The following is a 22,719-nucleotide window of genomic DNA, read 5'->3' as shown; positions in this document are numbered from 1 at the left end:
AAGGAGTTTTATAATGTTTTTCAAACAATTTTACGATAATCATTTATCTCAAGCATCTTATTTAGTTGGCTGTCAACGTACAGGAGAGGCAATAGTAATTGATCCTGTTCGTGATTTAACAAAATATATGGAAGTTGCAGATAGCGAAGGTTTTAAAATTACACAAGCTGCAGAAACACATATTCACGCTGATTTTGCTTCTGGAATTCGGGACGTAGCAGAACGTTTAAACGCCAATATATATGTATCTGGCGAAGGTGATGATCAATTAAGTTATCAAAATATGCCGGAACATACAAATTTTGTTAAAAATCAAGATATTATTCAAGTAGGTAATATTAAATTAGAAGTCTTGCATACACCTGGTCATACCCCAGAGAGTATTAGTTTCTTACTCACAGATGAAGGTGGCGGCTCAAGTGTTCCAATGGGTTTATTTAGTGGTGACTTTATTTTTGTTGGTGATATCGGTAGACCTGATTTACTAGAAAAATCAGTACAAATGGAAGGTACTACAGAGATTGGTGCAAAACAGATGTACCAATCTATAGAAGGTGTTAAAGATTTACCAGATTATATTCAAATATGGCCTGGACACGGTGCTGGCAGCCCATGTGGTAAAGCATTAGGTGCTATACCAATGTCTACGCTAGGTTACGAAAAAATAAATAACTGGGCATTTAATGTGACAGATGAATCTAAATTTGTTGAAACATTAACATCAAATCAACCAGCGCCACCCCATCACTTTGCACAGATGAAAAAAATTAATCAGTTTGGTATGAACATGTATCAACCATACAACGTTTTTCCTAGTTTAGATAATGTAAGAATAGCCTTTGATCTTCGTAGTAAAGAAGCCTTTCATGGCGGTCATACTGAAGGTACAATCAATATTCCTTACAACAAAAACTTCATTAACCAAATCGGTTGGTATTTAGACTATGAAAACAGTATAGATTTAATTGGTGATAAATCTACCGTTGAGCAAGCAACACATACTTTACAATTAATTGGCTTTGATAATGTAGCAGGTTATCGTTTACCAAAATCAGAAATTTTAACCCAATCCATCCATAGCGTTGATATGACTGGTAAAGAAGAATATATACTTGACGTACGTAATGATGAAGAGTGGAATAATGGGCACTTAGATCAAGCAGTCAATATTCCGCATGGTAAATTATTAAATGAAAATATTCCATTTAATAAAGAAGATAAAATATATGTACATTGTCAGTCAGGTGTTAGAAGTTCAATCGCAGTGGGTATATTAGAAAACAAAGGCTATGAAAATGTCGTGAATATTAGAGAAGGCTATCAAGATTTCCCAGAATCATTAAAATAATTTAAAGATGTGGAAAAGTGAGTAATCCTATGAAATTGTTATTGTAAGACAATCAGATATTATAATACCACCAAGATTATTTAGAATAAATAGAAGTTTAAAAGAAATATAGATATGATTCCTAATTAGTCATAATAGCAATAGATTTATAAAATTAATATAAACCCCTTTCTAGTGGAAATGTAGTGAGCCCAATAAGTTTTACTTTTTGGGCTCACTACATAATTAATGGTTTTTACTATCTTTTACATTGAGATAAGATACTATAATTACACGAAATCAATTATTTTAATTTATAATGGTTACTTTAATAACTATACTTATAAAATTTATTCTTTGATTATGAACGAGAAAGATTAGTAAAACATTATACCTATTATAATGCCTATTAGCACAATAGACCAGGAAGGTAATTTATAATAAACTAGGAATACGAATAATGAGCTAGCTAGAACAAAATCTAATTCTGATTTAATAGTTGAAGCCCAAATCGGATTATAAAATGCAGCGATAAGAATACCTACTACACCCGCGCTTATACCTTTTAAAAAACCTTCAGCATAAGTGTTAGATTTAATATCATCCCAAAATGGTAACACTCCAAATAATAATAGAAATGCTGGTAGGAATATAGCGATAGTAGCCAAAATTCCTCCTCCAATACCTTCTATAGACATGCCAATATATGAAGCGAACGTAAATAATGGTCCGGGTACAGCTTGAGCAGCAGCATAACCCGTTATGAAGCTATCAGGTGATATTAAACCTTGTGGTACAAACTCATTTTCTAATAAAGGTAATACGACATGACCACCTCCAAACACTAAAGAACCAGATCTATAAAAACTATCGAACATTCTAAGCCATAAATTATTCGTCATAGAACTAACTATAGGTAATACAGTTAATAGTAAAAAAAATAATGAAATTGAAATAAAACCTAACATTTTAGGTAATTTAAATGTCTTCACTCTTAAATAATTTTTATCTGTAGAGGTTTCTTTTAAAAAGATAAGACCATATATACCAGTAATAGATAATGCGATTACTTGAATATAAAGATTATCGATTGTTAGAGATAATATAAGAACAAATAATGCCAATGTAATGGTACTTTTAGTATTAGTTAATTTTTTACCCATACCTATTACGGCTTGGGCAACAATGGCAACAGCTACTAGTTTTAATCCTTGCATCCAAGTTAAACTAGAATCATTGTTAATAATTAATGCTGAAAAAACCATAAGTATAATCACAGAAGGAAGTGTAAAACCAATAAAAGAAATAATTCCGCCCAGAATTCCTCCTCTAATAGTTCCTATACCAATACCAACTTGGCTGCTTGCAGGTCCAGGTAAAAACTGGCATAGCGCTACTAAATCTGAGTATTCTTTTTCATCAAGCCATTTTCTTTTCTTAACATACTCATCATAAAAATAACCTAAGTGGGCAGTTGGTCCTCCAAATGATAGTAATCCAAGTTTTAATGCAACTAAAAATATATTTATATATTTATACATAAAAAGCTCCTTGTATTTCGTTGATTAATTTTTTACTTAACTATCAAATTCTTTAATTTTTTTGCCAATTTCATCTCTAACGCGTTGAAATTCTGACCACTCTTTACCTGCTGGATCATCAAAACCCCAATGCTCTTTTTTAACGTTTGGTGGTAAAATAGGACAATTATCGTCTGCATCGCTACATAACGTCACGACCAAATCTGATTGTTTTAAAATATCATTATCAATCAAGTCTGACGTATGGTTTGATATATCAATATCTACTTCTTTCATAGCTTCTATTGCTCTAGGATTAACACCATGCGTTTCAATACCAGCAGAATAGACATTCCAATCTTCACCCAATATTTCCTTTCCCCAACCTTCAGCCATTTGGCTACGACAAGAGTTTCCTGTACATATAAAATAAATTGTTTTCTTATCCATAATTAAAGCCTCTTTTCTTAAAATATGATTAGTGTAAGGTATAAACCTAAGAGTGTTACAAATAGGACTGGAATAGTAATGATAATTCCAGTTTTAAAGTATGTCCCCCACGAAATCTTCACACCTTTTTGTGTTAAGACATGTAGCCAGAGAAGTGTTGCTAACGAACCAATTGGTGTAATTTTAGGTCCTAAATCAGAACCTATGACATTCGCATATACCATTCCCTCTTTAATAGTACCCACTACATTAGATTGTCCAATAGCAATAGCGTCTATTAAAACAGTTGGCATATTATTCATAACAGAGGATAGAAATGCAGCTATAAAACCCATACCCATGATACTGCTTAATAACCCATAACCAGAAATATTTGTTAGGACATCCCCAAGAATCGTTGTAATACCTACATTTTTTAGCCCAAATACAACAAGGTACATACCAATAGAGAATACAACAATATTCCATGGTGCTCCTTTAATGACTTGTTTTGTATGAACTGCTTTAGATTTACGAGCTAATATTACAAAAATAAGAGCAATGATACCAACAATGATTGATACAGGTATTGGTATAAACTCACTAACAAGATATCCAAAGAGTAGTACGGCTAATACAATCCATGAAATCTTAAATAATTTAGGATCTTTGATTACATTTTTAGGATCTGAAAGATTTTCTGTATCGAACCTTTTAGGTATAGATTTTCTGAAATATAACCATAAGACGAGAATACTAGCAATCAGAGAGAATATATTAGGAATAAACATTCGACTAAAATACTCAATAAACCCAATATCAAAGTAATCTGCAGAAACAATATTCACTAAGTTACTAACAATTAAAGGTAGTGATGTCGTATCTGCAATAAAACCACTGGCAATAATAAAGGGGAAAATCACTTTTTTATTAAACCCTAAAGTCCTTACCATCGCCAATACAATGGGTGTTAAGATTAAAGCTGCACCATCATTTGCGAAAAATGCTGCTACAACTGATCCTAATAACATAATAAGAACAAACATTTTTAAGCCGTTACCGTTTGAAGCTTTGACCATATGTATCGCGGACCATTCAAAAAATCCAATTTCATCTAATATTAATGAAATAAGAATAACAGCTACAAATGTTAAGGTAGCATTCCAAACAATACCTGTTACTTCTAATACATTGGAAAAACTTACAACTCCCGTAATGATCGCAACGACAGCTCCAATTAAAGCTGTAATACCAATATCTAAACCTTTTGGTTGCCAAATTACAAAGGTTAAAGAAAAATCACAATTGCTAATATTGTCATCAACACTCACCTTGTTTCATATTTTCACATACACATCGTTCGTTAGATGTGTTAATAAGGTTTAAGTTGTGATTAACATGATCAAAAATTTCATGATTAAGTCGATACATATGTTTATTACCTTCTTTTCGTGAAAGAACTAATTTCTTATCAACTAATGACTTCATATGATGACTTAGGGTAGGTTGTGAAAATTGAAAATATTCTAGTAAATCACAAGCACATAGTTCACCACATGAAAGTAAATCTATTATTTCCAATCTACTTGGATCAGATAAAACTTTTAATATTGTTGCTACTTCTTGATAAGACATAACTATACCTCCTAGATACTACATAGACTATCATCTATATAGATGATAGTCTATGTTTTTGTTCTTGTGAATCTATAGGATTGGGGAATGAGAAAAAAAACCGCATCATCTACTGATAAGCAGAAGCGTATCATAAGTAATGCGGTTTTTGCAGTTGCTTTGTAAAGGTGTTTTGATGATTCATAATAAAATAAATTTATATAGAAATGAGGTCTTATAATGGAGTTGATTCATATATTATCGAAATACTGGCAAATTATAGGTGGGATAATGACTATATTAGGGCCTATAACATACTTCATTCATTCATACTATGAAAGAAGGATTTTGACAAATAAGCTGGATAAATTTTTCACATTATTTACTATTTTTTTAGTTAATATGTTAACCTACTCGTTGTTTACATATTTGTTATTTGTTCAAGCATACTATGATAGTGATTGGAATTTATTTAATTTTAATTCTTATAGTATGGTCCTACTAGGTATTTCAATGTTTTTATTGTTTATTTCACTTATGGTAGAAATGTTGTATCAATCAAAACTTAGAATAGGTTTTACATTGATGAAAGTGTCAAATATTTCCGGACTACTTATTAAACAAAAAATAATTGATTCACAAAGAGTATTAAAATATCAAATATTGGATGATAGCTTAGAAGAAAAAAATATTATTAAATTTTATAGAAAAAAATATAGAGAAATTGGTATACCGATAACTGAAGAGTATATTGAAAATAATTACTTTATTTCTGATAGTATTTACCGCTTGAAAAATATAAGTGTGTTTAATAAGAAAATCTCACTGCTAGTAATTGATGTTGTTAGATGGTTTTTAACATTATTAATTGGCATTGTTGGACTTATTATCATGCCAATATTTGAGTTGAACAGTGCTTGGATATTTGGTTTCTTGATTTTGATGGCGGTTATTACAATGATTAAGAATATAGGATGTATGAAAGCAATTAATATTAGTAACGAAAAATTATTGAATGAAGAATATAAAAATTGGTGTGATTAATGGTTTTTAGGTATATAAAATTAAATTTACTAGAGTCTTTAATAGTATAGAACAATTTGATGAGTGCGAAAGTTTTAGTGAGATTACTTAAAATTTGAAATTCACACCACCTAAATAGATTTATATATTATAATTGATTGTAATAGAGATAAAGGTAGGGGATGTTATGGTATACCAAAGTGAATTTGCGTTAGAAACTGAAATGATGGAGCAGTTAAAATCTAATGGCTATGAAACTGTAACGATTAGAAATGAACAACAACTATTAGATAATTTCCGTTCTATTTTAAATGAACGTCACGCCGATAAATTAAATGGGGATCCTTTAACAGATAAAGAGTTTCAACGTTTATTAACTATGATTAATGGTAAAGGGATTTTTGAAAGTGCCCGTATATTGCGTGATAAAATGCCTTTGAAACGAGATGATGAATCTGAAGTGTATTTATCATTTTTGGATACGAGAAATTGGTGTCAAAATAAATTTCAAATCACCAACCAAGTATCTGTAGATGACACATATAAAGCGAGATATGATGTCACAATTTTAATTAATGGATTGCCTTTAGTTCAAATTGAACTTAAACGTCGTGGCATTGATATCAATGAAGCATTTAATCAGGTTATGCGTTATCGTAAACAAAACTACACCGGTCTTTTCCGCTACATACAATTATTTATTATTAGTAATGGTATCGATACGCGTTATATCTCTAATAATGATGGTGAAATATATAAAAGTCATATGTTTTATTGGAGTGATAAAGAGAACAATCGTATCAATACATTAAATGAATTTACTGAAACATTTTTAAGACCGTGTCATATCGCTAAAATGATTTCACGCTATATGATTTTAAATGAAACAGACAATATCCTTATGGCCATGCGTCCATATCAAGTCCATGCAGTTGAAGCCTTGATACATCAAGCAACGGAAACGAGTAATAATGGTTATATTTGGCATACCACAGGCAGTGGTAAAACATTAACTTCCTTTAAAGCGAGTCAAGTATTGTCAGAACAAGATGACATTAAAAAAGTCATTTTCCTTGTCGACCGTAAGGACTTAGACAGCCAGACCGAAGAGGAGTTTAATAAATTCTCCAAAGGTTCCGTGGACAAGACGAATAATACGGCACAGCTCGTTAAGCAATTAAAGGATAAGAGCTTACCACTAATCGTTACCACGATTCAAAAAATGTCTAAAGCGATTCAGAATAATGCTGAAGCATTAGATCAATATAAGACAGATAAAGTGGTATTCATTATTGATGAATGTCATCGTAGTCAATTTGGGGATATGCATCGCATTGTCCGTCAACATTTTAATAATGCGCAATATTTTGGGTTTACGGGTACACCGCGTTTTGAAGAAAATCAAAGCCAGGACGGTCGAAGTACTGCGGACATCTTTGGTCGATGCTTACACACTTATTTAATTAAAGATGCGATTCATGATGGTAATGTATTGGGCTTTTCCGTGGACTATATCAACACTATTAAAGCTCAGAATATAGATACAGAGACAGACGAATTGGTTGAAGGTATTAATACTGATGAAGTTTGGTTATCTGATCAACGCGTTGAACTTATTGCGCGTCATATTACAGAAAATCATGACAAATATACAAGAAACAGACAGTATTCAGCGATATTAACCGTTCAAAGCATTCCAGCCCTTGTGAAATATTATGATATGCTTAAAAAGATCAGTAAGGACTATGATCATCCCTTAAAAGTCGCAGGCGTGTTCTCTTATGCCGCTAATGAAGAACGAAACGAAGGAGAAGTGGATGAGGCACATTCTAGAGAAAAATTGGAAGAAGTCATCAAAGACTATAATGATAACTTTGGCACAAATTTCTCAACGGATACCTTCCAAGAATACTTTAATCACATCTCTAAAAATGTCAAAAAAGGTGTTAAAGACAACAAAATTGATGTTTTAATTGTCGTTAACATGTTCTTAACAGGCTTTGATAGTAAGGTATTAAACACATTATATGTCGATAAAAACTTAAAATATCACGACTTGATCCAAGCCTATTCACGTACGAATCGCGTGGAAAAAGAAACCAAACCGTTTGGTAAAATCGTGAATTATCGTGATCTGAAACAAAATACAGACAACGCCTTAAAATTGTTCTCTCAAACTGAAGACACAGATCGAGTATTAATGAGAGATTATGATGAATATAAAGCGGAGTTTATTGATGCGTTAGCTGAACTGAAAGCTGTCGCATTAATGCCTCAAGATATGGATCAAGTTCAAGATGAAAATGAGAAAAAAGCGTTTGTAGAAGCTTTCCGTTTAGTTTCAAAACTCGTGCTGAGATTGAAAGCCTTCGATGAGTTTGACTTTACAAAAACAAATATCGGTATGGATGAACAAGAATTTGAAGATTACAAAAGTAAGTATTTTGCGATATATGACGAAGTGAAACCAAAACGGGGTGAAGTTGAAAAAGCCTCTATTCTGAACGATATTGATTTTGAAATCGAAATCTTACGTAATGATCGAATTAATGTCTCCTATATCATGGATCTCGTCAGACAAATTGATTTAAAAGATAAAGCAGAACAACAACGTAATCGTGAACAAATTAGACGTATGTTAGACAACGCGGATGATCCAACTTTACGTTTGAAACGTGATTTGATTCGTGAGTTTATCGATGACGTTATACCTGAATTGTCTGAAGAGGACAATATTGATGAAGCTTATATCCTATTTGAAAATGCGAAACGTGAATCAGAATTCAATCAATTTGCGCAACAACAGGCGGTTGACGAACAGGTACTTAAAGATATCACAGGTGAATATGAATATAGCGGTATTGTTAACCAAGATCATCTTAAAGAGCTTGTGGGTGATAAAAAATTACGAGAAAAACGTCAAACGAAAAAAGCAGTCACATCATTCGTCGAAGAAGTGTCAGAAAAATACAGTAGCTAGAAACTATATCAAACCTTTGTGATAATGAATATTACAGAGGTTTTGACATGTGCTACAAACACATAAGATAATTATATAAGCAAAGAAAAAAGCATTTTAATAAATGGAGGAAATAACATGTCAATTACCGAGAAACAACGTCAGCAACAGGCTGAATTACATAAACGCTTATGGTCCATTGCCAATGACTTAAGAGGGAATATGGACGCAAGTGAGTTCCGTAATTATATTTTAGGACTTATCTTCTATCGTTTTTTATCAGAAAAAGCCGAAACAGAAGTCGCAGAAGCATTATCAGGTGAAGATTTAACATATGAAGAAGCATGGGAAGATGAAGAATATCGTGAAGACTTAAAAGCTGAACTGATTGAAAATGTGGGTTACTTTATTGAACCTGAGGATTTATTCAGTAGTATGGTTAAAGAAATTGAAAATCAACGCTTTGACATTGAACATTTAGCACAAGCGATTCGAAAAGTAGAGACATCGACACTTGGGCAAGATAGCGAAGAAGATTTCATTGGTCTGTTCAGTGATATGGATTTAAGCTCAACACGTCTAGGGAATACTGTTAAAGAACGAACAGCCCTTATAGGTAAAGTGATGGTTAACTTAGGTGATTTACCATTCGTGCATAGTGATATGGAAATTGATATGTTAGGTGATGCCTATGAGTTCTTAATTGGACGTTTTGCGGCAAATGCAGGTAAAAAAGCTGGGGAATTCTACACACCTCAACAAGTGTCAAAAATCTTAGCGAAAATCGTGACATTAGGTAAAGACAAGTTAAGAAATGTCTATGACCCTACGTGTGGTTCAGGCTCATTATTACTACGTGTGGGTAAAGAAACAACGGTCTACCGTTACAATGGTCAAGAACGTAACAATACAACATACAACTTAGCTCGAATGAATATGTTGTTACATGATGTGCGTTATGAAAACTTTGATATTCAAAATGGGGATACGCTGGAAAATCCAGCATTTTCAGATGAAAAATTCGATGCGGTTGTCGCTAATCCACCTTACAGTGCCAAATGGTCTGCGGACAGTAAATTCAATGATGATGAACGTTTCAGTAATTACGGTAAACTAGCACCGAAATCAAAAGCTGACTTCGCGTTTATCCAACACATGGTGCATTATTTAGATGATGAAGGAACGATGGCGGTAGTCTTACCGCACGGTGTCTTATTCCGTGGTGCAGCTGAAGGTACGATACGTAAATATCTTATCGAAGAGAAAAATTATTTAGACGCAGTGATTGGTTTACCAGCGAACATTTTCTATGGCACTTCAATTCCAACATGTGTTTTAGTATTTAAAAAATGTCGTGAAGAAGACCAAGATGTCCTATTTATTGATGCATCTAATGAATTTGAAAAAGGTAAAAATCAAAACCATCTCACAGATGAACAAGTTGAAAAAATTGTCGATACGTATAAAAACAGAGAAACGGTTGATAAATATAGCTATGTGGCAAATCTCAAAGAAATTGAAGACAATGACTATAATTTGAATATTCCAAGATATGTCGACACATTTGAAGAAGAAGAACCTATCGACTTAGATCAAGTTCAAAAAGACTTAAATCAAATCGATGATGAAATCGCAGACGTAGAACAAGAAATTAACGAGTATTTAAAAGAATTAGGAGTGTATAAACATGACTAATGAGATGTATGTACCAGAATTGAGATTTCCAGAATTTGAAGATGAGTGGGAAGAAAAAAATTTAAAAGATATTAGTAACAAAGGTATGTATGGTATTGGTGCTTCTGCAACAGAGTTTGACGGAGAAAATGTATATGTACGTATAACTGATATCAATGAAACTAGCAGAAAACTTAATAAAGATAAACTTACATCACCTGATAAATTGGATAAAAAGTATTTGCTTAATGAAAATGATGTATTATTTGCAAGAACTGGTGCAAGTACTGGTAAAACATATATCCACACAAATTATGATAGAGATAAAAATTATTATTTTGCAGGATTTTTAATAAAATTTGAATTTAAGAATAATTATCTAGCTAATTTTATATTTCAAAATACATTAACAAAGAGATTTGAAAACTGGGTTTCTGTAATGTCTGTTAGGTCTGGTCAACCTGGTATTAATAGCGAAGAGTATGGAAAATTAAAAATGAGATTTCCTAGCAAATTTGAACAAAATAAAATAGGCAATTTCTTTAGCAAACTCGACCGACAAATCGAATTAGAAGAACAAAAATTAGAGAAGTTAAAAGAACAGAAAAAGGGATATATGCAAAAGATTTTTTCACAAGAACTTCGATTTAAAGATAAGAATGGTAATGATTATCCAGACTGGAAATCTAGCAAAATAGAGAATCAATTAAAAGAAAGAAATGAGCGTTCTGGTGAAGGGCAAATGCTATCAGTAACTATAAATAGTGGTATTGTTAAATTTAATGAATTAGATAGAAAAGATAATTCAAGTAAGGATAAAAGTAATTATAAAGTCGTTAAGAAAGATGATATTGCATATAATTCAATGAGAATGTGGCAAGGAGCTAGTGGTAAATCAGATTATGATGGAATTGTTAGCCCAGCTTATACTGTAATTTACCCAACTCAAAGTACTAGTTCAGCATTTATTGAATATAAATTTAAAACTTATAGAATGATTCATACATTTAAAATTAATTCACAAGGCCTTACATCTGATACATGGAATTTAAAATATAAGCAATTAAAAAATATAAATATAGATATGCCTGTATTGAAGGAACAAGAAAAGATAGGAAGTTTTTTTAAGAAAATAGACCAATTAATTAATAAACAAAAAGAAAAAGTTGAGATATTACAAAAAAATAAAAATGGATTCTTACAAAAAATGTTTGTGTAGTTCTGATAAAGGCCTATTATGTAAATAAAATTTGAATATCTTAAAGAACAACTATGATTATTGAATGAACTATTAAACAATTCATATATAATGATAAGTAAATTTTAAAATAAGGTGGTTTTTCTTTTGGGAGATGTAAAACTTTTTAATATTGAAGAGAACAATACTTATGAACTTCTAGGAGAATCTGTTGCGATTGAAAAATCATTGCAGAATATTATTGAATGTAATACAGAGCAATTATTAGGAATTAGTTTTTTAGCAAGCGAATATTCTACAGGGAGAAACCACTCAGGTAGAATTGATACTTTGGGTATTGATGAAAACTATTCTCCTGTAATTATTGAGTATAAACGTACGACAAATGAGAATGTTATTAATCAAGGGTTATTCTATTTGGACTGGCTTATGGATCATAAAGCAGAGTTTGAATTGCTTGTAATGAATCAATTGGGCAAAAATGTTTCTGATAAAATTGAATGGTCATCACCACGATTATTGTGTATTGCTGGTGGATTTACAAAATATGATGAGCATGCTGTGAAACAAATTAATCGTAATATAGAATTATATCGATATAAGTATTTTGAAGATAAGTTTTTATTGTTAGATTTAGTAAATGCGACATTTACAACACGGTATAAAGAAAAAAGTAATAAAAACATCGTACTTCCAGCAGATAATAGTTCGTATACTTCAAAAAATCTTGAAGCGGCTAACCAAAAGTTATCAGATTTATACTATGAATTGTATGAATATATGATGAGTAAAGGAGACGATGTCCAATTCAAAGAATTGAAACATTATTTTGCATTCAAAAGAATTAAAAATTTTGCTTGTCTTGAAGTGCATCCTAGTCAGCAAAAAATAATCATATATGTAAAAGTAGATATGGAACAGACAGTTATTGAAACAGGATTTATGCGTGATATGACTGATATCAATCATTGGGGTACTGGGAACTTATCTCTTTTAATAAGAAATAAAGAAGATGTTGAGAAAGCTAAAGTGTATATTGATGAAAGTTACGAAAATAATTAAACTATAATATTTTTTATTTAAGCGGATTTTTATTAGGTTAATTTCTTGTATGGTTCTATCATTAACAATTTCATTGCGAAGTAAGTTTAAATCTATGTTAGTTATTAATTTAGAAAATTATAAAGTAATATATTTTTAAGTATGTTAAAGGGGGGATAATACTTTTCATTCGAAAAGTATATCGTTAGACATAAAGAATGATTATATATGAAAATTTTGAAATAAGGGGAGTTTTTATTATGGAAACTATTAATTTGAAAACATTATCAAATATTTGTAATGATGATGCAGCAATACACTTATTAAAGAAACAATATAATTTAGAACCCATGAAAGATGTTGAAAAAGATTGTATTATCAAATTAGTAGAAGAATTACATAAATATGACAAGAGTGTATCATATTTCGATTCATTTTATTTGAATTATAAAATAAAACAAATTAATCCAGAGTTTGATCTGTTAAAACATACCAAAGAAGGTGTGTTAAATATTGAACTCAAAAGTAAAGCAAATGAAAAAGCAATTTTAAAACAGCAGTCAAAAAATTATTTTTATTTAAAATATATTTCAAAGAATGTTGATATAATTACATATGTGAGTGAAAAAAATGTATTTTATAAATATAATAGCAAAAATAATCAGAATATTATAATAAATACTAAAGAAGTCGTTGACACTATGTCAAAATATAGAACGCCAAACTTTATTCATTTAGATGAAGTTTTTCAACCATCAAATTATTTAATATCTCCTTTTAATGACACAGAAAAATTTCTTGATAATAAATACATACTTACTCAACATCAACAAAATATCGTTAAAAGTATAAAAAATTCTAAGAGTCACTTTATTATTGAAGGCAAAGCAGGCACTGGTAAATCGTTAGTGCTTTATAATTTAGCTAAAAGATTTATTCAGGATGAGAAAAAAATAATGGTAATACATTGTGGTTATCTCAATAGAGGTCATGAAAAATTAAAGCAACAAGAAGGATGGAATATTTGTAGTATTAAAAACATTGATAGTAGTGCATTAGACGAAATTGGTAGTTTAGATGTTATATTATTGGATGAAGCACAGCGACTTTATCCTTCTCAACTTAATGATATTATCAATAAATCAAAAGAAAATGGTACTAGATTAATATTCTCTTTAGATCCTAAACAATATTTGAGGGATACAGAGAGAGATTATAATAATATCGAGTCAATTAAACAAGTACTAGAAAATGTTAAACACGAGACGCTAACAGAAAAAATTAGATCAAATAAAGAAATAGCTTATTTTATAAAAGAAGTATTTGATAATGATAAAAAGAATAAAGCAGAGTATAAAAATATTGAAATTGATTTTTTAGGTGCAAATTCTAACCTTAGAGAATATATAAATTATCTTGAGGAAATTTCTTGGACATATTTACCACTAACATCTTCTAAATACAATACAGCATCATTTGATAACTATTCTTCGCTTAAACCAGAAATAAATTCACACAGGGTTATTGGTCAAGAATTTGATAATGTGGCTATTATATTAGATAAGAGTTTTGCAATTAAGGATAAAACATTAAGTTATTTTGGACCTAGATATTATTATAATCCTATTCAAATGGTGTTTCAAAATATGACGAGAACCCGATCTAAACTTAAGTTAATAGTTATTGAAAATAGGGAACTATACAAAAATCTTATGACGATAGTAACTAAAGATTATAGTGGATAAATTGCTAAAAACTAAATTTGAAAAATATTAGAGGAAATTACAATACTACCTCAATATTTACATTATTTTAAACTTTGATAGTAATTTGCCAATTTGAAATTTAATTTAGTTAATTATAACGATTTTTCATATAAACCTAGTAAGACATTGAATAAATACTATTGTTCGATAATATATTTTTAAAGACTGTAAAAAGGTTGAAAATGAATATTTTTACAGTCTTTTCCTAATACTAAGCACTACTAAATGGTTTTTCTAAACAGGGCTAATGTAGAGTTGCCAAAGGATTCTGTGTCAGTGTCAAAAGTTTCTACTACTTCGAATCCAAAGTATGTGATTTCTTTTATTAGATCAGTCTTTGACTTTTCTAAATAAGGAATAACTTTTAATGGTATTTTTATTTTTTCTCCATTTATTCGTACCATTCTATCTATATAATTTTCTTTATGAAAGTTCTTTAATTTTTCTTTAACTTGATCGTAATCCTCTATTGTATGGAATCCTTTGCCCCACTCTGATTTACAATGATCAACTAAGAAGTAACCATCCTTTTTTAAGACTCTTGCAACATTTTGTAGATGACATAATCTGTCTGAATTTTTATTAATCATGTGTAAGCAGCCCATATTCATAGCTAAGTCGAAAGTTTCATCTTCATATTTATTTAAATAAAGTACATTTCCAGTGCTGAATATAGATTTTTCGTCATTAAAGTTTCCAATTTTATCTTTTGCTTTTTCAATTGCACTGTGAGAAATGTCGATACCCTGTATATCAATATTTTGTTTGTGTAAAAAAATGGTATCTCTTCCTTCTCCACACCCTAAATCTATAACTTTCCCTTTAAATATATTTGGATATTTTCGGAAAACCATTAATAATGACTCATTTGGTTTTCCTGTTTCCCATAAATCAGCACCAATGCTATAAATTTTTTTATATCTTTCTTCGTAACCAAAATAGTAGTCATCGATATCAGCAAATAGTTTTTGAGTATTTTCATCATCTTCTATGGCTAGATTATAGTGATTTGAAAGTGAAATACGTGTGTTAGACACTAATAAATTTATAAAGTACTTTTTATTTTTGTGTATTTCAAACTTTTCTCCGACACCGATAAGAAATGGTTTTGCTACTTTATTTTTATTAGAACATTCTATTATGGCTAAACGACCACTTTCAACAGTTAGATTATTCTCTTTATCACTAGTTATTTTGAAAGTGCGCAAATCATTATTTTCTATAAATTGTAGAGTGTTAATCATCATCACCTTCTAACTCAAACAATAGTTTTTCTTTTAATTTAGAAGTATGTTTAAATGCTCTGCAGGTGTTTAATAATTTCCGAGTTTCATTTAAATTGTTAGATTTTAATAATGAAAAATAGAGTGTTATTGGAATAATATCTCTTTGAGCGTTACTACCGCCAAAATTTGTATTATTTAATAACGGAAACAATTTTTTAGAAGCTTCAGAATAATTTTGTCTAGCAAAATCGTAAAAGCCACTTAATAAGTTATATTGTTCGTAATTAATTGTATTATATTGTCTTTCTCTTATTTGTTGAATAAGTGATTCAATTTTTTCTTTTTCATCTTTTAATATATAGGCTATTAAAGCATGTAAATCATTGAAAATAAAGTGACTATTATTTAAGTAATCGTCCCAATTGTTTAATGACTTATAAGGAATAATATTATTTTCATCCAATAAATGTAATCTCCAAAGTAGGGCAGTGACGTCTAAATCTTCAAACCCATTCTCAATGTTTTTGCGTATGATTTCATTCGTCATAATCTGTTTAACTTCTTTGAAATCCAAGTTGAATAAATGAAATACTGCTAAATGCCACCAAACATGAATTCTCATACCTTTATTACATTCCCAATATGGTTTCATTTTTTTCATCCACAATATGCCTTCTTGATATTTACCTGTTTCATAAAAATAATGACACATAGCATGTATTGAATATACATCTTTAGGATTTATACTAAGTGCAATATCGGCTGCATTTTTTGCTTCTTCAAACATTCCATTTTCAATTAAAGCAAATGATTCAATACCTTTGCTATATCCATAAAAAGAATGGTTTGTATTTGTAAAAGCATTGACTACAATTTGTGATGTTTCAAGCATACTTTTTTGCCAACCAAGATTAAATTCCATCATATGAAGGGCAAAGAAAGCAAGTCGGTTTTTTGGGTTATGATTAAGTAATTCTCTATATTTTTGGTGAGCATCAGTGTATTTACAAGTGGCTTGTTTTTCTAAAGCATTATTTAAAAGTACGGTATCAGTATTATCTATTGAATTGATGTTTAGAATTTTTAAATTCTCTAATGCTTTATTATGCTTTCTTTTTTCCATGCTACTTAAATATTCAATTGTTTGTAATTGTAATAGAAATATATCTTGAGTATTAATATTTACATATTGAATTGGTTCAATCATTCCATAAAGATGATCATATAATTTTTCGATATTAATTTCTTGTTGCGAGTAATATACATTGTTATAAATATCTTTCCTTTTAATTAAATGATTTTTCAATTGTAGTGTTCCTTTCGTGATGTTCAATTTTCAATAAAAGCATTAATATAATTAACAAAATAAATGATGGTAACCAAACAAAGTTTAAATTGAATATACCAAGATAAATACAGAATGCAAGAACTGGTAGCCCCAAAGCATTTCCCAGGGAATAAATATGTTTTACAGTATGACTAGCGTATGCTGTAACAATGATTTTTCTGAAAACAATTCTTGCGCTGCCAAAAGTGAAACCGAACAATAGCATTAATAGTAATTTCATTACCAGCGTTCCTTCAGTCAAATACCACATAACAGTGATAGCAATACTTAGTATAAAAAATACATTCAACCAATTATTAGATCGTAATTTGCTGAGTATTATTCCAATTAAAGCCATTCCTAACCCTAAAGCACAGTCCAATAGTGCGACTTCATGAACTTCACCACTCTTAAAAGCTGTAAAAGTAGGTAACATAAAATTGATAGTTCCTAATATTGGCCACATAAGCATACTTATAAAGTAATGTGTAAATTTTACAGATTCTTTAGTATGAACTTCATTATCTTTAGAAGTTAGCTGATTATCCTCATTTTGTTTCCTAATGGAAAAGTAAAGAAGTAGATAGATTAAGGCATACAATATAAATATCCAACGAAGTGTAATAAATTTAACAATCACTGAAACAAACAAAGGGCCTACCATTAAAGCAACTTGATTGATAGTCATTGAAAGGGAACTATATTTGTTAATAAATACTTCGCTTTTCTTTTCAACTAATTGTGAAAACCAAAATTCTAAACTTGTTTCTAAAAGGAAAAATATAATCCATAAGGTAAAATTTAGAATAATTAATTGCAAAGCGTTTCGGTAACATACTGTTATGATAATGACTATATAAAATAGTACTAAAAAAGACAATTTTGTCAGGCCAGCACCTGAATAATTTTTAAAGAATAACCTTATTAGAAATGGAGTGAATATTGCTGGAACAAATGAAAGGATTGTAGCCAGCGCTAAATCACTCGTAGATTCAGGATTTGCGAGTTCCCAATTTATAATGAGGATTAAACCTCCACAGATAAATCGATATAGTGCAGTAATGGTTAAATATTTAGTCATTATGAACATCACTACAGTCAAAAATTTTATTTGCTAATTCATTGGCTTTGTGAATATGTTTATATGTTTTTGAAGTTGGTAACTCAGGCCAGTTCAATTGAATGAGTCCTTCACGATTACTCCAATTTTCAGGGGTAGTTACGATATCTCCAACTTTTTAAGTATATTAATTTTTTTGATTTCAGGATCTTTTGATACATCTGGATAATGAATATGCATGATTTTACCTTTTTGAGCTTTCATAAATGCTATGGCAGAAGTTTTTTGGGGAGTAAATGGATATGTAGGTTTTACGTCATTGTTAATATACATAGATATATGAAGGCAGTAGGGGTTAATGCCATAAGAAGATTCGACCAAATCCATAATAGCATCACCACCAGGTCTAGCTGCAGCTTCTATGACATAGAGGTTGTTGTCTTTAATTTTTATTTCAACATGAGCAACTCCACGTGAAATTCCTAAAGATCTACAAGCTTGTATTGCAAGGTCTTTAATATTTTTATCTTTATATCTGAAACTGGGAACTAAATGACCCATTTCAGTAAACCATGGTCTAGATGATAAATATTTTTCTGTAACAGTAATGACTTCATAGAAATTATGACCACACAGTACTTCAACTGAAACTTCGTCATCACTATCAATAAATGCTTCAATCAGAAATCCACTTTTAGAAACTTGGAAATCATCTGCATAGATCTCCATCGTTTGTTTCGATTTAGTATAGGCATCCATACATGCTTGTTTATTATTGGCTAAATAAACACCGCCACTACCTCCGAAATCAACCGGCTTTATAATTACTGGAAAATTAAATTCATCCATTAGCTGTTCTAATTGTAATACACTATTAAAATACATAGACTTTGGTGTGGGGATATTAAACTTTTCAAATATTGACTTCATTATACTTTTATTTCTACAAGCGTTTATGACTTGTTCTTCAAGGTAAGGCAAACCGTAGTCTTGATTTAGTTTGTTAGCGACTTTTAGTGTCCAATCATTTAAAGGAATAATAGATTTAGGTTTGTAACCTTGCGTTTTATAGTAAGCTATTTCATTTTTTATTTCTTCATAGTTTAAAGGATTAGCATTAATACAAAAATCCCAATAAGCATTATACTGATATTTTGCATTTTTAATAGCTGTCCAAACCTGAAAATCTCCAATTGCTTTGCCACCTGCATAAGATCTTTCTCTAAGAAACTGATCAGCACCTAATAACAATAGATATTCTTTCATATGAGCCTCCTCATTCATAAAACATTTATTATATAAAAATAATACCATATAATTTTGTAGTTTAAAATGATATGAAAATGGATTGTGCGTTTTGTTTTTATCGAGTTTGTTTATAGATATTTCTTTAGAAGAGGTTAGTTTTAAACATATAAATGACTTAAGAATATATACTTAATCTTTGCAGGTTTATTTTGAAATTATTTTTTAAAGTTACAATGTGCAACATGATTTATCTATCTTAAGTGGTAATCAAGGAATAAAAAGACGAGGTAGAATGATGGGAGTTATTGAAGCGCATAATGTAATAATTGGGATTCTTGCAATTAAGATGAAAATGAAATTGTAAATGATCTGAAAGCTAATTAAAATAAGATAACTCATATTATAAATTTTTAAATATGAATCATAAATATAAAAACCGCATAGCTAACCGATAAGCAAAAATTTGTCATATGAGAAATGAATTTTTAATAATTCGATCTATATTCACCCCTAAAAAATGCCACAATCCCTATAACATCCCATCAAGTTTAAAGTGACCATATCAGTGATATGTACATAATAACGCTTATGACAAAGGGGTGGAAAATAATGGCAGCAGAAACACATAAAGGTTGTGTTAAGTGTGGACATACAGAAATTGAAGAAGGAACACTTTCAGCGACAGGTTCAGGTTTTTCTAAAATATTTGATTTGCAACATAATAATTTTACAACAATAACATGTAAAAATTGTGGGTATACAGAATTTTATAAAGTAGATAAAAATAGAACAACAGATATTGTCGATTTGTTCTTTGGAGGATAGAAATTATAAATAATTAGCACGGTGCATAAAATACTGTTTTACGATAACTGTATAAATGCAGGTGAAATTTTATCTTATTTTATAACTAGTTAGCTTTATGAGGTGGACTATGAAATCTTTTTAATTAGATTTCTGGTTCACTTTTTTAATTTAACATTTACTTCTATTTAATTTGAACTTAATACTATTTTGTTACGTTCGTGGTAATCAATATGAATTGGTAACTTAAAAAATAGATAGGAGTGGCGTTATTTTATGAAAAAAAGCACCTCGAGCATCATATTTACGATGTCTGCGGCAGGAATTTTTGTAGGGACACAAGATGCTAGTGCATCGGAAGTAGAGGATCAACAGAAAAAAACAGAAGCAATCAATGAAACGAATCAAAACGATGATACAATCACACAAACTTCAGATAAAGCGTTAGAAACAGAATCACTTGCTAATAAAGTAGCTAACATTGAGGGTAATGATCAGGAAGATGCAGCAAATGATACAAAGGCACAGTCAAAAGCAAATAATAATCAAAATTTAAGTGAAGATAATTTAACTTTATCTAAAAATGCCGATGAGGAAGTAGACCAAAATACACAAATTACATATAAGCAACAAGATGAAAGTAATAAACAAATACAACCATCTGATAATCAACAACAAAAAGAATCATATACAGCAGCGAAAGAACAACCAAAGTTACCAAATCAATCAACGTCCAATCAGTATAACCCAGGAAATAATCAACAATGGGATAATGAAGTGGATAAAAATGATTGTGCTACTTCAGAGCAACAGTACAAAGAGGAACAATTAGATAAAGGAACAACAGAAGATAATAATCATAAATCGAACAAAGCGTTAACATCAGATGAAACGGCTACAACAAAGAATACAAATCAGCAAAACCAATCGCCTCAACAAAATAACAATGAGCTTACTAATCAGGAATCAGATAATAAAAAAGCAACTACACAGCAAACACAATCTAATGAGCATCGTTATGCGATTATGACGATTGGTAAAGATGACACAGAAAAGAATTTAACTTGGTACCATGAATCAGACGAGCAAGGTTATGTGGAAATTGCAAAAGCAAACGAGCAGGGTGATTTTTCTAATGCAAGACGTCTTGAAGGAGAAACACATAAGGGTAGCAACACAAAACGCTTGCTAAATAAAGATATACCAAAAATGAATTATACTCATGCAACGCTACCTCACTTAGAAGAAAATACAACATACATGTATCGCTTTTTTAACGGTGTAAATGGAGAAAAATCCCCGATACGTCGTTTTGATACGAATAATAATGGAGAAACGAATTTTATCGCTGTCGCTGATCCACAACTAGGTGCTTCGGGAGATTTAGAGGCGGATAATGCAGGATGGCAAAATACTGTGAATCAAATGGCACAGTTAAATAAAAATCCAGATTTTTTAATGAGCTTGGGAGATCAAGTCAATTTGCCTTGGGATGAAAAGGCATATAGTGGTTTTATAGAAGCCAAAGGGATGGAAAATTTCACAGTTGTACCTACTTTAGGTAATCATGATCGTGCCAATAAAGCTTATTCTGAACATTTTAATCTTCCTAATTTGCAAAATGGTGGTAAAAACCTGGCGAGTTCTGATTTTTATTTTACACATAATGATACACTTTTTGTCAGTTTAAACTCTGAGAGTTTGGATTATAAAGGGCACGAAGAAACGATGAAACGTGCGATTGCAGATACTAAAGATCAAAATCCCAAGTGGATTGTCGCACTCACTCACAGAAATCCATATTCAGCAGGCAAACATTCTGATAAGTTAGCAACAAAAATCAGACGTGATAAATTTGCGCCGTTGATGAAAAAGTACAATGTTGATTTAGTATTAGGTGGACATGACCATTCTTATAGTCGTTCACATGTTATGAATGGTAAAGATGCTCAAGTAAAATGGGATGAAAATGGAGCGGCACCACAAACATACTCGAACCCAAACGGTACAATTTATGTAACATTAAACTCTGCTAGTGGTAGCAAATTCTATGAATTAGATGGAAAAAAAGATTATGCAGTTAAATCAATACAGGATAACCAACCTGCTTATACGAAAGTGAACATCACGAAGGATTATATTGAAGTATTAACATACCATGTACCACAAGGTAATGAAAAACTTGGTGAACCGATTGATCGTGTCCGCATTAATAAAGATGATAATTAAACTCGCTTTCAGTAATATATGAAAAGTGGTAATTTTATCAAAATATAGAGAGGTAAGTCATAAGGTTGTGTGCCGTCACTATACGCTACCGTGTATATTAAGTGTGTATTGAAATTTTTATGTTGAACTTTACTGTGTGATATATCGCAAGTATTCATTTTTACCTACATCGCAATTTTAGAGAAATACGATATTTAACAACCACATGAATGAAGAATAGTCAGAGTTGCAGAACCTAATAATATAGTAGTCCTGCAACTCTATTTTTATTTAA

Annotated in this window: 16 protein-coding genes and 1 pseudogene; 9 read left to right on the top strand and 8 right to left on the bottom strand. The window is 30.5% G+C overall.

Annotation, left to right across the window (positions count from 1 at the left end; genetic code table 11):
* Positions 1-13: 13 nt before the first annotated feature.
* A complete protein-coding gene (gene cstB / locus KA883_RS02145; RefSeq protein WP_046207815.1) occupies positions 14-1,348 on the top strand; it encodes a persulfide dioxygenase-sulfurtransferase CstB in 1,335 nt (444 codons plus the stop codon).
* 356 nt (positions 1,349-1,704) lie between these two features.
* On the opposite strand, the gene chrA is transcribed toward cstB, so the two are convergent.
* The 4 genes and pseudogenes from chrA to KA883_RS02125 form a co-directional block, all read right to left on the bottom strand.
* A complete protein-coding gene (gene chrA, locus KA883_RS02140) occupies positions 1,705-2,868 on the bottom strand; it encodes a chromate efflux transporter (RefSeq protein WP_046207816.1) in 1,164 nt (387 codons plus the stop codon).
* Between the two features lie 36 nt (positions 2,869-2,904).
* Positions 2,905-3,297 carry an arsenate reductase (thioredoxin) gene (arsC, locus tag KA883_RS02135; RefSeq protein ID WP_046207817.1) on the bottom strand — a complete coding sequence of 131 codons (393 nt, stop codon included), beginning with the start codon at positions 3,295-3,297 and terminating at the stop codon, positions 2,905-2,907.
* Between the two features lie 17 nt (positions 3,298-3,314).
* Positions 3,315-4,600: pseudogene (arsB, locus tag KA883_RS02130) on the bottom strand (arsenite efflux transporter membrane subunit ArsB).
* Positions 4,597-4,911, bottom strand: coding sequence for an ArsR/SmtB family transcription factor (locus KA883_RS02125; protein WP_046207818.1), 315 nt, complete (start codon positions 4,909-4,911; stop codon positions 4,597-4,599). Before KA883_RS02125 ends, arsB begins: the two are co-directional and overlap by 4 nt.
* 219 nt (positions 4,912-5,130) lie before the next feature.
* Between KA883_RS02125 and KA883_RS02120 the strand changes: the two genes are divergently transcribed.
* From KA883_RS02120 to KA883_RS02095, 6 genes are all read left to right on the top strand, one after another.
* On the top strand, positions 5,131-5,934 hold the full coding sequence (locus KA883_RS02120) for a hypothetical protein (protein ID WP_107365240.1): 804 nt from the start codon (positions 5,131-5,133) through the stop codon (positions 5,932-5,934).
* Positions 5,935-6,100: 166 nt separating this feature from the next.
* A complete protein-coding gene (locus KA883_RS02115; protein WP_210122409.1) occupies positions 6,101-8,893 on the top strand; it encodes a type I restriction endonuclease subunit R in 2,793 nt (930 codons plus the stop codon).
* A 117-nt stretch (positions 8,894-9,010) separates the two neighbouring features.
* Positions 9,011-10,567 (top strand): type I restriction-modification system subunit M, encoded by a 1,557-nt coding sequence (locus KA883_RS02110; RefSeq protein WP_046207196.1) that lies wholly within the window; start codon positions 9,011-9,013, stop codon positions 10,565-10,567.
* Positions 10,560-11,765 (top strand): restriction endonuclease subunit S, encoded by a 1,206-nt coding sequence (locus tag KA883_RS02105; protein ID WP_080937849.1) that lies wholly within the window; start codon positions 10,560-10,562, stop codon positions 11,763-11,765. The genes KA883_RS02110 and KA883_RS02105 overlap by 8 nt, the downstream gene beginning before the upstream one ends.
* A 126-nt stretch (positions 11,766-11,891) precedes the next feature.
* Complete coding sequence (locus tag KA883_RS02100) at positions 11,892-12,806, top strand: DUF5655 domain-containing protein (protein ID WP_046207198.1); 915 nt, start codon at positions 11,892-11,894, stop codon at positions 12,804-12,806.
* A gap of 254 nt (positions 12,807-13,060) precedes the next feature.
* Positions 13,061-14,530: a DNA/RNA helicase domain-containing protein gene (locus tag KA883_RS02095; protein WP_210139839.1), complete on the top strand. Its 1,470-nt coding sequence runs from the start codon at positions 13,061-13,063 to the stop codon at positions 14,528-14,530.
* 242 nt (positions 14,531-14,772) lie between these two features.
* Here the strand turns inward: KA883_RS02095 and KA883_RS02090 are convergent, their stop codons facing one another.
* From KA883_RS02090 to KA883_RS02075, 4 genes are all read right to left on the bottom strand, one after another.
* A complete protein-coding gene (locus KA883_RS02090) occupies positions 14,773-15,795 on the bottom strand; it encodes a class I SAM-dependent methyltransferase (protein WP_052722086.1) in 1,023 nt (340 codons plus the stop codon).
* Positions 15,788-17,083: a tetratricopeptide repeat protein gene (locus tag KA883_RS02085; RefSeq protein ID WP_046207199.1), complete on the bottom strand. Its 1,296-nt coding sequence runs from the start codon at positions 17,081-17,083 to the stop codon at positions 15,788-15,790. The genes KA883_RS02090 and KA883_RS02085 overlap by 8 nt, the downstream gene beginning before the upstream one ends.
* The gene (locus KA883_RS02080; RefSeq protein ID WP_210139838.1) at positions 17,064-18,185 is read right to left on the bottom strand and encodes an MFS transporter; all 1,122 of its coding nucleotides are present in this window, start codon (positions 18,183-18,185) and stop codon (positions 17,064-17,066) included. The genes KA883_RS02085 and KA883_RS02080 overlap by 20 nt, the downstream gene beginning before the upstream one ends.
* 138 nt (positions 18,186-18,323) lie before the next feature.
* Positions 18,324-19,430: an ATP-grasp domain-containing protein gene (locus KA883_RS02075; protein WP_245337586.1), complete on the bottom strand. Its 1,107-nt coding sequence runs from the start codon at positions 19,428-19,430 to the stop codon at positions 18,324-18,326.
* A gap of 591 nt (positions 19,431-20,021) precedes the next feature.
* Between KA883_RS02075 and KA883_RS02070 the strand changes: the two genes are divergently transcribed.
* Positions 20,022-20,237, top strand: coding sequence for a zinc ribbon domain-containing protein (locus tag KA883_RS02070; RefSeq protein WP_046207202.1), 216 nt, complete (start codon positions 20,022-20,024; stop codon positions 20,235-20,237).
* 255 nt (positions 20,238-20,492) lie between these two features.
* On the top strand, positions 20,493-22,445 hold the full coding sequence (locus tag KA883_RS02065) for a purple acid phosphatase family protein (RefSeq protein WP_046207203.1): 1,953 nt from the start codon (positions 20,493-20,495) through the stop codon (positions 22,443-22,445).
* Positions 22,446-22,719: the final 274 nt, after the last annotated feature.

Origin of the sequence: Staphylococcus sp. GDY8P54P, assembly GCF_017892645.1 — a bacterium.
Lineage (GTDB): Bacteria > Bacillota > Bacilli > Staphylococcales > Staphylococcaceae > Staphylococcus > Staphylococcus ureilyticus.
Note: the sequence above shows the minus strand (reverse complement) of the source record. Positions and strands in the feature narration are given on the sequence as shown.

Bases quoted from the DNA above. Each gene is read 5' to 3' on its own strand.
- cstB (WP_046207815.1), top strand. From the start codon at position 14: ATGTTTTTCAAACAATTTTACGATAATCATTTATCTCAAGCATCTTAT.
- chrA (WP_046207816.1), bottom strand. From the start codon at position 2,868: ATGTATAAATATATAAATATATTTTTAGTTGCATTAAAACTTGGATTA.
- arsC (WP_046207817.1), bottom strand. From the start codon at position 3,297: ATGGATAAGAAAACAATTTATTTTATATGTACAGGAAACTCTTGTCGT.
- KA883_RS02125 (WP_046207818.1), bottom strand. From the start codon at position 4,911: ATGTCTTATCAAGAAGTAGCAACAATATTAAAAGTTTTATCTGATCCA.
- KA883_RS02120 (WP_107365240.1), top strand. From the start codon at position 5,131: ATGGAGTTGATTCATATATTATCGAAATACTGGCAAATTATAGGTGGG.
- KA883_RS02115 (WP_210122409.1), top strand. From the start codon at position 6,101: ATGGTATACCAAAGTGAATTTGCGTTAGAAACTGAAATGATGGAGCAG.
- KA883_RS02110 (WP_046207196.1), top strand. From the start codon at position 9,011: ATGTCAATTACCGAGAAACAACGTCAGCAACAGGCTGAATTACATAAA.
- KA883_RS02105 (WP_080937849.1), top strand. From the start codon at position 10,560: ATGACTAATGAGATGTATGTACCAGAATTGAGATTTCCAGAATTTGAA.
- KA883_RS02090 (WP_052722086.1), bottom strand. From the start codon at position 15,795: ATGATTAACACTCTACAATTTATAGAAAATAATGATTTGCGCACTTTC.
- KA883_RS02080 (WP_210139838.1), bottom strand. From the start codon at position 18,185: ATGACTAAATATTTAACCATTACTGCACTATATCGATTTATCTGTGGA.
- KA883_RS02075 (WP_245337586.1), bottom strand. From the start codon at position 19,430: ATGAAAGAATATCTATTGTTATTAGGTGCTGATCAGTTTCTTAGAGAA.
- KA883_RS02070 (WP_046207202.1), top strand. From the start codon at position 20,022: ATGGCAGCAGAAACACATAAAGGTTGTGTTAAGTGTGGACATACAGAA.
- KA883_RS02065 (WP_046207203.1), top strand. From the start codon at position 20,493: ATGAAAAAAAGCACCTCGAGCATCATATTTACGATGTCTGCGGCAGGA.